13 protein-coding genes are annotated in these 12,517 nt (G+C 56.5%); 10 read left to right on the forward strand and 3 right to left on the reverse strand.

Going from position 1 to position 12,517, the window contains the following annotated elements; genetic code table 11:
• Window positions 1-541: 541 nt before the first annotated feature.
• The 3 genes from ACYSMN_RS20495 to rocD all read right to left on the reverse strand — a co-directional run bounded on the left by ACYSMN_RS20495 (window position 542) and on the right by rocD (window position 2,965).
• Window positions 542-1,069 carry a hypothetical protein gene (locus ACYSMN_RS20495; RefSeq protein ID WP_488925781.1) on the reverse strand — a complete coding sequence of 176 codons (528 nt, stop codon included), beginning with the start codon at window positions 1,067-1,069 and terminating at the stop codon, window positions 542-544.
• Window positions 1,070-1,288: 219 nt separating this feature from the next.
• Window positions 1,289-1,606 carry a S24 family peptidase gene (locus ACYSMN_RS20500; RefSeq protein ID WP_488925782.1) on the reverse strand — a complete coding sequence of 106 codons (318 nt, stop codon included), beginning with the start codon at window positions 1,604-1,606 and terminating at the stop codon, window positions 1,289-1,291.
• A gap of 108 nt (window positions 1,607-1,714) precedes the next feature.
• Window positions 1,715-2,965: an ornithine--oxo-acid transaminase gene (gene rocD, locus ACYSMN_RS20505; RefSeq protein WP_488925783.1), complete on the reverse strand. Its 1,251-nt coding sequence runs from the start codon at window positions 2,963-2,965 to the stop codon at window positions 1,715-1,717.
• 207 nt (window positions 2,966-3,172) lie between these two features.
• On the opposite strand from rocD, the gene ACYSMN_RS20510 reads away from it, so the two are divergent.
• The 10 genes from ACYSMN_RS20510 to rimO all read left to right on the forward strand — a co-directional run bounded on the left by ACYSMN_RS20510 (window position 3,173) and on the right by rimO (window position 12,222).
• Complete coding sequence (locus ACYSMN_RS20510) at window positions 3,173-4,075, forward strand: LEA type 2 family protein (protein WP_488925784.1); 903 nt, start codon at window positions 3,173-3,175, stop codon at window positions 4,073-4,075.
• A gap of 127 nt (window positions 4,076-4,202) precedes the next feature.
• The gene (locus tag ACYSMN_RS20515) at window positions 4,203-4,583 is read left to right on the forward strand and encodes a RidA family protein (protein ID WP_488925785.1); all 381 of its coding nucleotides are present in this window, start codon (window positions 4,203-4,205) and stop codon (window positions 4,581-4,583) included.
• 11 nt (window positions 4,584-4,594) lie between these two features.
• A complete protein-coding gene (locus ACYSMN_RS20520; protein ID WP_488925786.1) occupies window positions 4,595-4,756 on the forward strand; it encodes a C1orf53 family protein in 162 nt (53 codons plus the stop codon).
• Window positions 4,757-5,077: 321 nt separating this feature from the next.
• Entirely contained in the window at window positions 5,078-5,317 is a 240-nt protein-coding gene (gene rpmB, locus ACYSMN_RS20525) for a 50S ribosomal protein L28 (RefSeq protein WP_488925787.1), read from the forward strand.
• A 110-nt stretch (window positions 5,318-5,427) separates the two neighbouring features.
• Entirely contained in the window at window positions 5,428-7,065 is a 1,638-nt protein-coding gene (locus ACYSMN_RS20530) for an aminopeptidase P N-terminal domain-containing protein (protein WP_488925788.1), read from the forward strand.
• A 307-nt stretch (window positions 7,066-7,372) separates the two neighbouring features.
• A complete protein-coding gene (gene rpmG, locus ACYSMN_RS20535; RefSeq protein WP_044510387.1) occupies window positions 7,373-7,555 on the forward strand; it encodes a 50S ribosomal protein L33 in 183 nt (60 codons plus the stop codon).
• A gap of 7 nt (window positions 7,556-7,562) precedes the next feature.
• Window positions 7,563-7,724, forward strand: coding sequence for a DUF4295 domain-containing protein (locus tag ACYSMN_RS20540; RefSeq protein ID WP_488925789.1), 162 nt, complete (start codon window positions 7,563-7,565; stop codon window positions 7,722-7,724).
• Window positions 7,725-7,904: 180 nt separating this feature from the next.
• Window positions 7,905-8,882 (forward strand): signal recognition particle-docking protein FtsY, encoded by a 978-nt coding sequence (gene ftsY / locus ACYSMN_RS20545; RefSeq protein WP_488925790.1) that lies wholly within the window; start codon window positions 7,905-7,907, stop codon window positions 8,880-8,882.
• Between the two features lie 374 nt (window positions 8,883-9,256).
• Entirely contained in the window at window positions 9,257-10,396 is a 1,140-nt protein-coding gene (locus ACYSMN_RS20550; RefSeq protein WP_488925791.1) for an acyltransferase family protein, read from the forward strand.
• A 512-nt stretch (window positions 10,397-10,908) separates the two neighbouring features.
• Window positions 10,909-12,222 (forward strand): 30S ribosomal protein S12 methylthiotransferase RimO, encoded by a 1,314-nt coding sequence (gene rimO / locus ACYSMN_RS20555; RefSeq protein ID WP_488925792.1) that lies wholly within the window; start codon window positions 10,909-10,911, stop codon window positions 12,220-12,222.
• The last annotated feature ends 295 nt before the right edge of the window (window positions 12,223-12,517 follow it).

Genomic DNA, 12,517 nt, shown 5'->3' on the forward strand with positions numbered 1-12,517 from the left:
GGTTACGCCTTGCCGCCGACTGCCAGCTTCCTGCATAACCACGGGCGCCAAACAGAGCGCCGGGCAGGTACAGCGCTAGCCCAACCAACAGACCCAATTCTCCTCCAATTATTAGTCCGAGCACTATGCCGGCAATACACAGCGCCAGGCCTCCGAAAAAGAATAGGCTGTCGGAAGCAGTAGCGAGTTGAGAAATGGAACGCGGGGCCGCAGCCCGGCGGCTCCACGTCAGCTTCGCTGAGGCACTCTGCGTTCGTACTGCTGCTATGCCAGGTTGTGCCCTATTGTCTTTGCGCCAGGGCCGCAGCCAGTTGGGTTGCTGGGCTCTTGCTAATCCAGGTTTTCTAAAGGTTGCTGTTATGACCGAAGCTCGGAAATCTTCTGCCGCTTGCGTTGGCTGAGGCCAATCTATGGTTCGAGTTGTGTCCGCCAGCGGCTGCGGTAACCGGAACTGAAAAGCTACTTTTTCACTGTGGCAACTGATGAGCAAGACCGAAGAAAGCAGGATAAAGAGAAGTAAATGATTCATCATCTGCTAAAGTCACAGGTTGAAAAACTCCTGGAATACTTCCAGCCAAGCGTGCTCACCCCCGATTCCTATCCCCAGGAAATAATAGCCTAACAAGACGCCTAGCGCCCCCACGCCCAGCCCCAGCCAGCCGCCAAGCAGCAACCCTACTATCACGCTGCCCGCCACCAGCGCCAGCCCAAGCACGAAGGCTGCCGTGTGCTCCAACTGCGTCTTCCGGGGCCGGCTACTTTGCTGAGTCTTATCAGCGCGTTTCAAAACGTGAGTGGTTTCCAGTGTGGAATGTTGCGGCTGGAGCAGGCGTCCTGCCAGGAACCGGCGTTTCTGCAGCGCCACAGGAAGCTTGGTTTGGGCAGGATGAATGGTTGTCGATGCTGCGCCGAGTGCGGGCAGCGGCGGAATGGAAGTAGGTGTTGCAGTTGCTACCTTTTCGTGCGGAGTGGCTTGGTAGGAAGTAGGTGGCAGCCGAAATGTTGTTCGTGGGCTTTGGCAGCTGGCGGTGAGCAGCAAGAAAGCGTAAAAAATGAGTGTTGCTTTCACAGCGGAAGAAGTAGCTACAAGGTATCTGCCCAAGGTAGGCACATGCGCAAAACTCGGCGCATTATTAGTCGAGAGTTGGCCTATGAGTCTCGCAGCCGGGTGAGAAAGTAACATACCTTCTGAGGCATTGACACGAAACAGCGTCTTCAGTTGTGATACAAAAACGGGCTTCCTGCTCAGGAAGCCCGTCGATGGTTTGCAATAGCAACGGCTCTTTATTCACAGCTTCCGCTCCTGACCCGCAAATTCGACAACCACAGCTTTACCGAATATTCGTTTGGTCCAGCCATTCTCAAAACCGTGGTTGTTGGCAATCAAATAGCCTTTGTTAGCATCAACTGACACTATCTTATGAGCATCAATATACCGGCCTTTCACTTTGCTGAAGACAATGTCGCCTATGCGATAAGCTTCTTGTCTTCGGAAAGTGAGCAACGAGCCTGATTTAAGAATAGGCAGCATAGAACTCCCAAAAACTTTCATTTTCCCTTCTCCGGCTGCTTCCAGTTCTGTCTGCAGCCTTTCATATTTATTCATAAATGATTTTCAACATTTCAGATTCGTCAGTAGGTAAGACCTAAACTCTTTAATATCCTTAAGAACAACTAATTGGCCTAAAGTCAGGGGACTTCAAATGGCGCACTCCTAAAACTCCAGAATCACCTGCTCGATAATGTCGCAGGCTTCGTGGAGTTGTTCTTCCGTGATGACCAGCGGCGGGGCGAAGCGGATAATGTCGCCGTGGGTGGGCTTGGCCAGCACGCCGCGCTCCATCAGCGTCACGCACACATCCCAGGCGATGCGGCCATCGGCGGCGGGCTTGATGACAACGGCGTTTAGCAGGCCTTTGCCGCGCACCAACTCTACCACTTCGGGGCGCTTGGCTTGCACGCGGCGCATCCGCTCCCGGAACACTTCCCCTAGCGCCCGCGCGTTGGCAATCAGCTTTTCTTCGATGAGCACGTCGAGGGCCGCGCGCAGTACTACGCTGGCCAACGGATTGCCACCGAACGTGGAGCCGTGCTGGCCCGGTTGAATGGTGAGCATGATTTCGTTGCGGGCCAGCACGGCCGATACGGGCAGCACGCCGCCGCTCAAGGCTTTGCCGAGAATCAAAATGTCAGCGTGTACGCCTTCGTAGCACACGGCCAGCAGCTCGCCAGTGCGGCCCAGCCCAGTCTGGATTTCATCGGCAATGAAGAGCACGTTGTGCGCTTTGCAGATAGCCGCCGCCTTCGCCAAGTAGCCTTCCGAGGGCACCATTACGCCCGCCTCACCCTGAATAGGCTCCACCAGAAAACCGCAAACGTGCGGGTCACGCACGGCTTCTTCCAGCGCCTCCAGGTCGTCGTAGGGCACCACTTGGTAGCCGGGGTTGTAGGGGCCGAAGCCGCCGGTGGAATCGGGGTCGGTGCTGAAGGAGATGATGCCGGTGGTACGGCCGTGGAAGTTGTGCTCCGCTACCAAGATGCGCGCTTGGTTGGGGGCAATGCCTTTTTCCTGGTAGCCCCATTTGCGGGCCAGCTTGAGGGCCGTTTCCACGGCTTCGGCCCCGGAGTTCATCAGCAGCGCCTTATCGTAGTTGAACAGGTCGCAGAGCTGCTTTTCGGCGGCCCCAAGTTGGTCGTTGAAGAAGGCGCGCGAGGTAAGCGTGAGCTTTTGCGCCTGCTCCGTGAGGGCCCCGATGATGCGCGGGTGGCAGTGGCCCTGGTTTACGGCCGAGTACGCCGAAAGGAAATCGTAGTAGTGTTTGCCGTCAACATCCCACAAATGCACCCCTTCGCCGCGGCTCAGTACCACGGGCAGCGGGTGGTAGTTGTGGGCGCCGTATTGGTCTTCGAGAGCCATCAGTTGCTGGCTGCGGCTATGCGTGGCGGTGGGCGTGGTCAGTTCCATACGGAGGCAGGTTTGAGGAAGTGGGAAGGTCGGTTGCTCAAAAGTAAAGAAAAGCGCAGGATGATGCCGCACGGCGCGGAAGCAGCAACTGGGCAATAACAAGGGTGTTAGGTAGCAACGTAGTTAAAAGATAAAGTGTTGAAGCACAACAATTTGAATAGTTGTGCTTGAAGCTGAACACTGTTGTCTCACTCTAGCTCCTACTCCATGCGTTCTTCCTCTTCTGCCCGTCGTCATCCTATTGTCACTACGCTGTTGCTACTGCTGCTCCTGCTCGTAGTTGGCGGAGTCGTCGCCTATTTCGCCACCGATAAAGGCAAAAAGCTGTTGCCCACTTTGGAAAACGCCACCATGACGGCCGGTAACATCACCCCCGATTCGCTTAAAGCCACCATGAAAGTGTCGCTGCGCAATCACGTGCCCGTAACGGTGCGCATCGACAGCTTCAGCTACATCACCCGCCTTGATGGGGAGCCGCTCGCCCAGGGTTCCAAAAGCAAACCCACCGTCATGAAATCCCGCGGCACCAGCGAACTGGAAATGCCCGTGAACGTGGATCTGGGCCGCATCAAGCAAAAAGTGAAAACCGTGCAGCAAGACTGCGTGGATGTGCAAACGACCATGATTATGTACGCCGACGTGCCCGTGGTGGGTCCGCAGCGGATTCCGGTGTCAGTGAAAAAACGCGTCTACATTCCCAAACTCCCTAAAATTGAAGTGGCCGACGTCGACGTGACGGACCTGGGTTTCAAGAATGGCGAAGCCGTAGTGCGCCTCAAAGTCACGAACTACAACCCGTTTCCCTTCACCATCAAAAGCGTGAATTACCGTTTCCGCGTCGGGGGCGACGACCTGGACGTGAAAGGTACCGAAACCAAAGACGTATCGTTTCGCAAGCGCGGCACCGAAATCATGCCCATCCACGTGCGCTTCGAGCCTAAAGCCATGCCCAAAGTGGCGTTCAAAACGCTGTTCAAACCCAAAAAAACGTCTTACGACCTCAAAGGAGCCGTGGTGGTGGCAGCCGGCAAGCATAATCCCAAGGATATGAAGATGGACTTTGCCAGCAGCGGCACCCTCCAAGAGCTGAAGAACATTCCGAAGAAGTAGGTTGAATGGTTAAATGGTTAAATGGCTTAATGGTTAAATGGTTGATTGTTCTGAAGGTTCTAGAACTACCAACCATTCAACCATTAAGCCATTCAACCATTAAGCCATTCAACCGCTACTTTTGTGGATGGACATTATTCACCACGACCAGGCGCCGAAAGCAGTGGGGCCTTATTCTCAGGCTATTGTTGCTGGCGGCTTGGTATTTTGCTCGGGCCAGACGCCGCTCGACCCGGCCACCATGCAAATCGTAGGCAGCACCATTGAGGAGCAGACGCGCCGGGTGCTCAACAACCTCAACATTGTATTGTCAGGAAAGGGACTAAGCTTGGCTGATGTAGTTAAGACCACCGTCTTCCTAAAGAACTTCGCCGATTTCAGCCGCATGAACGCCGTGTACGCCGAAGTATTCGGCAACCACCGGCCGGCCCGCACCACCGTGGAAGTGTCGCGGCTGCCGCTGGAGGCGTTGGTTGAGATTGAGTGCATTGCCGCGCTGCCCGCCTAATGGACCCACGCATGGCGGCCTTTCTGGCCCAGCCCCTCCGCCCCGGCGACTATTATCTCACTCCTGAAGGCTACATGGTCTTCACCGAGCAGTACCACCGCCGCCGCGGCTTCTGCTGCGGCAGCGGCTGCCGGCACTGCCCGTGGAAAAAGAAAATGAAGAATGAAGAATGAGCAATGAGTTGGCCGCTCCGGTCTGCCCGGTCTTTTCAGCGGGCTGAACGGTCGAAGGGCGCGCTGGTTGGTAATTGTAATTCTGAATTGCGGTGGACAACCAGGCGAAACACCGTCAGCTAGCGGCGACCGTTCAGCTCGCCGAAAAAGCGAGCAGACCGGACTGTTTGCAATGAGTAATGGCCGAGCTAGGCGTTCATGCAGATTCTCCATTCCCATAGCTAACCGGCTATTTTTCAGTCGTTCGGTTTGCTTCTGTCAAACTTATGCCGATATTTGCGTCCCTTTTTCCAGCACTGAAACCCTTAAGTTCCTGATATCATGGCCCGAGTTTGTGATCTGACCGGCAAGCGTACCCGCGTAGGCAACAACGTGTCGCACGCCAACAACAAGACCAAGCGTAAGTTCTACCCGAACTTGCAGAAGAAGCGCTTCTATATTCCCGAGGAAGATGCTTGGGTTACGTTGAAAGTAGCTACCAGCACCATCCGCACCATCAACAAGAACGGCATCATGTCGGTCCTGAAGAAGGCCAAGGAGCAGGGCTTCGTCGTTTACTAACCGTCGGCGGCCGTTCTACGGAGCGAATTTTATGTAGGCGCGTACCCGCACTGAAAAGCAATTTTTGGGGCGGGTACGCGTCTTTGTAGCCAACCCTAATCTTCGAGCCCGTGTACCTGACCTCTACGCTCCGTGCGATGAGCTGCTTGCTGCTGCTCACGTGCCTGCTGGCCCCGACCAGCCAAGCTCAACGCGCCGCTGGCCCCGGCCGCCCCACCGATTTTCTTGATCCAGCCTTCCATCGGGGTCGGCGGGAATTGCTGCGGCAGGCGCTGCCGGCCGGCTCAGTGGCGGTGCTCTTCGCCAATCCGGTGCGCAACCGCGCCAACGATGTCAACTACATCTACCACCAGCACCCCGACCTGTACTACCTCACCGGCTACGATGAGCCCGATGCAATGCTGGTGCTGTTCAAGGAGCCGCAGACGCTAGGCGGGCAAACAGGCATTACGGAAGCCCTGTTCGTGCAGCCCCGCGACCCCAAAGCCGAGCAGTGGACCGGCCGCCGCCTCGGCGCCGAGGGAGCTAAGGAGCAGCTGAAGGTGCAATTCGTGGCCGACAACAAGCAATTTGCCGGTGCCGGAATCAAATGGCCTGGCTTCGCCCACATCCACTTTTTGGAACTGCCCACTGACGTCCGGGACGATGCTCAGGACCCCGCCGACCTCTTCGACTTGGTGGCGGCCTTCCGCCAGCAAGCCGCCATACCCAACGACTACGACGGGCGGCGAGAAGAACTTTACGGCGCCGTGCAGCGATACGGTGTGGTGAATGCCGCTGGTATAAAGCAGTACGTGGAAGGCATGATGAAAACCCAGCCCACGCTGGCCGCCGATCCTTACTTGCAGAACTACCTGCGCGCCACCACTGACGCTGAGCGCCAGCAGGTCGTGAACACCCGCCCCGTCAGCCGCTATGGTGGGAGTGCGCTCGTGGACGCCTTGAACGAGCTGCGCGCCGTGAAAACGCCCGAGGAACTCAAGCTGCTGCGCCGGGCCATTCGTATTAGCACCGTGGGCCAGCAGGAGGTGATGAAAGCCCTGCGGCCGAACATGGGCGAGATGGAAGTGCAGGGCCTGCACGAGTACGTGTACAAGAAATACGGTGCTGAATTCGAAGGCTATCCTAGCATTGTAGGGGCTGGCAACAACAGCTGCATCCTGCACTACGAAACCAACGACAAACCTCGCCTCGGCAACGACCTGATTCTGATGGACTGCGGCGCCGAATACCACGGCTACACCGCCGACGTAACGCGCACGGCACCGCCTTCCGGCAAGTTCAGCCCCGCTCAGCGCCAGATTTACGAGTTGGTGCTAGCCGCGCAGGAGGCTGCTATTCAGGAATGCAAGCCTGGCAACGAGTTTCAGGCCCCCAACAAAGTAGCCCAGCGCGTGGTGGCTGAGGGCCTGATCAAGCTCGGTATCACCAAAACCGCCGAGGAAAGCCGCCGCTACTTCCCGCACGGCACCAGCCATTACCTCGGCCTCGACGTGCACGACCGGGGAAACTACGGGCCGCTCAAAGCCGGCAACGTCATCACCGTGGAGCCGGGCGTCTACATTCCGGAAGGCAGCCCCTGCGACAAAAAATGGTGGAACATCGGCGTCCGGATTGAGGATGATGTGCTGATTACTTCCGGCGCCCCCGAAAACCTATCGAAGGACGCGCCGCGCACGGTGGCCGAAGTGGAGGCAATGATGGCTAAACCGAGCGTGTTGGATGGGTTTAAGTTGCCGGAGTTATGATTGATGTGCTGATTCTTTGATTTGCTGATGTGCTAATTGAATTAAGGCGCTGATGCGGTTATCGGTGAATTTGACGGAAGTTGTTGCAGGAGGGAAGCGTGTTCATCATTGTCCATCACGAAATGGCTTCATTTAATCATCTTCAAAACACCTTTACTCATCAATACATCCATAAATCACCATATCAATCCACCAACACAACAAAGAATCAGCACCTCAGCATATCAATCAATTAGCACATCAACCGCTTGCCTATTCCGAAAAGACCTGTACCTTTGCAGTCCTTAATCCCAAAAACCCCGTCGAGATGGCTAAGAAAGGCAATCGGGTGCAGGTGATCCTTGAATGCACTGAGCATAAGAACTCGGGGCAGCCGGGCACCTCGCGCTACATCACCACCAAGAACCGCAAGAATACTCCTGAGCGCATCGAACTGAAGAAGTTCAACTCCGTGCTCAAGAAGATGACCGTTCACAAGGAAATCAAGTAATTGAGTCATGGCTAAGAAAGTAGTAGCAACCCTGAAAACGGCTACCGGCAAGGACTGGGCGAAAGTTATTCGTGCCGTGAAGTCGGAGAAGACTGGCGCTTACACCTTCCGCGAGGAGATGGTGCCCGTTGACAAAGTGCAGGAGTACCTCGCCACCGGCGTTAAGTAACCCCGCGCCCACGTGGCCACCTGATCTGAAGTGAAGAAGTCCCGCCGCCGTGGGACTTTTTTGCGTTTAGCGCGAAGCTCCAGCTTCGCGCGTCGTTGCTCCAGTCCTTCGGCTCGCGCAACGCCTTCGTTCAACGTCAGCAACGACGCGCGAAGCTGGAGCTTCGCGCCACCCTTGTGTATGGGCCTCTTCGATTTCTTCAAGAAGGATAAGGAAAATAAGGAACAGCAGGAGTCGCTGGATAAAGGGCTGGAGAAAACCAAAACCAGCTTTTTCGATCAGCTCAGCAAGGCCGTTGTGGGTAAAAGCGCCGTGGACGAAGCCGTGCTCGACGACCTCGAAACGCTGCTCGTGCACGCCGACGTGGGCATCGACACCACTGTGAAGGTGATAGACCGGATTGAGAAGCGCGTGGCCCGCGACAAGTACGTGAGCACCTCGGAGCTGGACCGGATTCTGCGCGAGGAAATTGCCGGCTTGCTCGACGCCAACAGCGGCGCCACCGGCTCGCGCGCCATCCTCGACCGGCCCGACAACACCGGCCACCCCTTCGTGATTATGGTGGTGGGCGTAAACGGCGTGGGCAAAACCACGACCATCGGCAAGCTGGCTCACCGTTTCCACTCGGCGGGCAAGAAGGTAGTACTCGGTGCCGCCGACACGTTCCGGGCCGCCGCCGTGGATCAGCTCATCATCTGGGGCCAGCGGGTGGGCGTGCCCGTCATATCGCACGGCATGAACACCGACCCGGCTTCCGTGGCTTACGATGCGGTGCAGAAAGGTGTGGAGATGCAGGCCGACGTAGTGATTATCGACACGGCCGGGCGCTTGCACAACAAGGTGAACCTGATGAACGAGCTGAGCAAGATCAAGCGCGTGATGCAGAAGGTGATTCCCGACGCGCCGCACGAAGTATTGCTGGTACTCGATGGCAGCACCGGCCAAAACGCCTTCCTACAAGCCAAGGAATTCACGAAAGCCACCGAAGTTTCGGCCCTGGCCATTACCAAGCTCGATGGCACGGCCAAAGGCGGCGTGGTCATCGGCATCTCCGACCAACTGCAAGTGCCAGTGCGCTACATTGGGGTAGGAGAGAAGATGACCGACTTGCAGCTTTTCGACCGGCAAACCTTCGTGAATTCCTTGTTCAAGAAGTAGGCTTCGTTAGCTAACTAAGCCCTGGCCACGGCTTCTTGTCGATTTAACCTCGACTATAACTAGCGAAGCTCCGCCACTGAGAAACTGGCGGGGCTTACCGCTTTTCTAAAACTTACGCACAACGGCCTACCGAAAGCCCCGGAGGGGCGGTATATCGGTAGGAACCCGTTGATTTAATGGATCCAAGCCCCGGAGGGGCGACTAATCGTTGGACGGTTGGTGCCGCCCCTCCGGGGCTTTATCCAATATTGCGGGCTGTGGTTCTACCGATATGTCGCCCCTCCGGGGCTTTCGATAGGCCGTTGTGCGTAAGTCCTGTATTCTAGAATGGCTCGGCAGGCAACGGTTTTGGCGGCACCTGTATCTTATGGAATATGGAAGCAACTACTACCCTGGAACCTGCGGTAGCGCCGGCTCGTCTCGACTCGTTTCTCAGCCAGAAGCTGCGGTTTTGGTCGTTGGTGTCGATGGTGCTGCTGGTGTACGTGCACGCCTACAACCTGCACCCGCGCTACCTGCAACCCTGGACGCCGGTTGACGAGCCTTTATCGGTGGGCACGTGGCTGCAATATTTCCTGGCCAACGGGCTGCTGCGCTTTCGAATTCCGATTCTGTTTGCCATTTCCGGCTACCTGTTCGCTCACCACGATGCCGGCACGCCGCATAAAACCCGAGTGAAGCGGCGGGTGCGGACTCTGTTGGTGCCGTACTTGCTATGGAGTGCTATAGGCCTGGCCGGGACCTGGGCGCTGGAGCAATATCCGCCCACGCGACAAGTGGTGCAGGACGCGGCACTGAGCATTTTCGGACCGGAAAACCCGTTCGTGAGCGGCTACTCGGCAGGTGAGTTGTTGTTGCGCTGGTTGCTGGCGCCGGTGCCGTTTCAACTGTGGTTTCTGCGCAGCCTGTTCATCTACAATCTCGCCTACCCATGGCTACGCAAGGCAGTAGAGCGGGCTCCCATCATCTATTTTTCCATTACTGGCCTGATGTGGCTGACGGATTTTGCCCTGCCGCTCTTTGAAGGTACAGGCTTGCTGTTTTTCGCGCTGGGTGTGTGGCTGCGCAAGCGGGAAGTGGACGTGCTGACGCCGCCCCGCTGGTTTCGGGTGGGCGTGTTTGCGGTGCTGTGGCTAGGATTGGTTTCGTTGAAAACCTGGCTGGCGTTTCATCTGGAGCAACCTCCCTTCCTGCCGATGCTGTTGTTGCACAAAGTAGTGGAGCTGTTAGGAGTGGGCGTGATGTGGTTCGGCGCCGATGCGCTGGTGCGCGGGGCTATGCGGCAGCAGTGGTTTGTGTGGCTCACAGGCTTCTCCTTCCTGATTTACGTGCTGCACGTACCGCTCATCAACTATGCTACGGAAGTGGCTTTGCGCCAGTGGCCGGGCCAGAATTTGCTGATATTCATATTACTGCCATTATGCATAGTGCTGACGGCGGTGCTGCTCGGCACGGTATTGCGTCGGCTCGTGCCCGGTGTGTATGATGTGCTGACGGGCGGGCGTGGGCTATAGGAGCGTATGGTTTGCTTGTGCAGTCGAACGAGCGGTACCTCCCCGCCCTTTTCTCCAAAGAAAAATTAAAAGCTTTGTCATTAAAACTTACGTTCGGCGACCTACGGCAAGCCCCGTAGGGGCGGTATATCGGTAGTAAAACACCGATAATGGATAAACAAGCCCTGTAGGGGCGACACCAACCGTCCAACGATTGGTGTCGCCCCTACAGGGCTTTAGTGGTTTTCTACCAGTTGGTCTCTACCGATATACCGCCCCTACGGGGCTTGCCGTAGGCCGCCGAACGTAAGCCCTAGTCATGTTAGAAGGAAATCTGCTCCGGTTGTTCTAACCTGCTAAGGTCCTTCGCAAGCTCAGGATGACAGTGGAAGGGAGAGTAGCTTTGGGAACATTGGTAGTAGGAAAAGGCGTTGGCTCCTGCGTACCTTTGCGGTCCAAATTTCGCCGTGGGCTGGCGCAGGCAAGTTTCTCACGCAGAAGAAATTGCCCACCGGCCCGCTTATTCCATTCGCATGAAAGTCAGAAGCCAGCAGGCTAATAAAGTCAACGTTATCACCCTGGGCTGCTCCAAGAACCTCGTGGACTCGGAGGTGCTGATGGGCCAGCTCCGCGCCAACCAATTCGACGTGACGCACGAAGCCGAGCAGAGCAACGCCAACATCGTCATCATCAACACCTGCGGCTTCATCGACAACGCCAAGCAGGAAAGCATCGATACCATTCTGCGCTACGCCGACGAGAAGGAAGCCGGCCGCCTGGAGAAGCTCTACGTAACGGGCTGCCTCTCGCAGCGCTACAAGGACGACCTGGAGGTGGAAATTCCGCAGGTAGATGCCTACTTCGGTACCCTGGAACTGCCGCAGCTGCTCAAGACCCTCGAAGCCGACTACAAGCACGAGCTGGTGGGCGAGCGGCTCCTGACCACGCCTTCGCACTACGCCTACTTCAAAATTGCGGAGGGCTGCAACCGGCCCTGCTCGTTCTGCGCCATCCCGCTCATGCGCGGCAAGCACCAGGACCGGCCCATCGAAGACCTCGTGAAGGAAGCCAAACGCCTGGCCGCTCAGGGGACCAAAGAGCTAATTCTCATCGCCCAAGACCTGACCTACTACGGCTTGCAGCACTACGGCACGCGAAAGCTAGCCGACCTCATGCGCCACCTCTCCGACGTGCCCGGCATCGACTGGATTCGCTTGCAGTACGCCTATCCTTCGCAGTTTCCGCTGGACGCGCTGGACGTGATGAACGACCGGGAAAATATCTGCAAGTACCTGGATATGCCCTTGCAGCACGTTTCGGATAACATGCTGAAAATCATGCGCCGCGGCATTTCTAAGCGGCGTACCATTGAGCTGGTAGATACCATTCGGCAGAGGGTGCCGGATATTGCGTTGCGCACCACGCTCATTGCTGGCCACCCTGGCGAGACGCAGCAGGATTTCGAGGATTTGTACCAGTTTGTAGAAGAAACCCGCTTCGACCGGCTCGGCATCTTTACGTACTCGCACGAAGACAACACCCATTCCTTCACGCTGCCCGACGACGTGCCCGCCGAGGTAAAGCAGGACCGCGCCGACCAGATCATGGAGTTGCAGCAGGGCATTTCGATGGAGCTGAACGAAGCAAAAATCGGCCAGACCTACAAGGTGCTGTTCGACCGTAAGGAAAGCGGCTACTTCGTGGGCCGCACCCAGTACGACTCGCCCGAAGTGGACAACGAAGTGCTGGTGCCCGCCACCAAAGACACCTTCGTGCGCCTCGGCGACTTCGCGCAGGTGCAGATAACTGAAGCTTCCGACTTCGACCTGTACGGCAAACTGGTATAACGACAAGTGTAGCGCGAAGCTCCTGCTTTGTGCATCGTTGAATGACGTTGTTGCAACGGATTAATCTGTTCGTTCAATGTCAGCAACGATGCACAAAGCAGGAGCTTCGCGCTACGCACGTTTTGGCGGGGGCAATGCTCAGTAAAAAGCTAAAACTCAAGTAATGATTCGTTGCATTGTATGCTATTGTGAATCAGGGGTAAATGAAGCTTAGATATTCAGCCGCACAGGGTTTGTAAGTCAAGGTCCGGCTAAGCTTTCCGGGAATGCCAGTTACTTTGTTGGGCCGGCGCGG

The sequence above is a fragment of the Hymenobacter sp. M1-2 genome (assembly GCF_057808495.1).

What these genes read in the sequence shown, in the direction of transcription:
- ACYSMN_RS20500 (WP_488925782.1), bottom strand. Translation starts at nt 1,606, where the DNA reads ATGAATAAATATGAAAGGCTGCAGACAGAACTGGAAGCAGCCGGAGAA.
- rocD (WP_488925783.1), bottom strand. Translation starts at nt 2,965, where the DNA reads ATGGAACTGACCACGCCCACCGCCACGCATAGCCGCAGCCAGCAACTG.
- ACYSMN_RS20510 (WP_488925784.1), top strand. Translation starts at nt 3,173, where the DNA reads ATGCGTTCTTCCTCTTCTGCCCGTCGTCATCCTATTGTCACTACGCTG.
- ACYSMN_RS20515 (WP_488925785.1), top strand. Translation starts at nt 4,203, where the DNA reads ATGGACATTATTCACCACGACCAGGCGCCGAAAGCAGTGGGGCCTTAT.
- ACYSMN_RS20520 (WP_488925786.1), top strand. Translation starts at nt 4,595, where the DNA reads ATGGCGGCCTTTCTGGCCCAGCCCCTCCGCCCCGGCGACTATTATCTC.
- rpmB (WP_488925787.1), top strand. Translation starts at nt 5,078, where the DNA reads ATGGCCCGAGTTTGTGATCTGACCGGCAAGCGTACCCGCGTAGGCAAC.
- rpmG (WP_044510387.1), top strand. Translation starts at nt 7,373, where the DNA reads ATGGCTAAGAAAGGCAATCGGGTGCAGGTGATCCTTGAATGCACTGAG.
- ACYSMN_RS20540 (WP_488925789.1), top strand. Translation starts at nt 7,563, where the DNA reads ATGGCTAAGAAAGTAGTAGCAACCCTGAAAACGGCTACCGGCAAGGAC.
- ftsY (WP_488925790.1), top strand. Translation starts at nt 7,905, where the DNA reads ATGGGCCTCTTCGATTTCTTCAAGAAGGATAAGGAAAATAAGGAACAG.
- ACYSMN_RS20550 (WP_488925791.1), top strand. Translation starts at nt 9,257, where the DNA reads ATGGAAGCAACTACTACCCTGGAACCTGCGGTAGCGCCGGCTCGTCTC.
- rimO (WP_488925792.1), top strand. Translation starts at nt 10,909, where the DNA reads ATGAAAGTCAGAAGCCAGCAGGCTAATAAAGTCAACGTTATCACCCTG.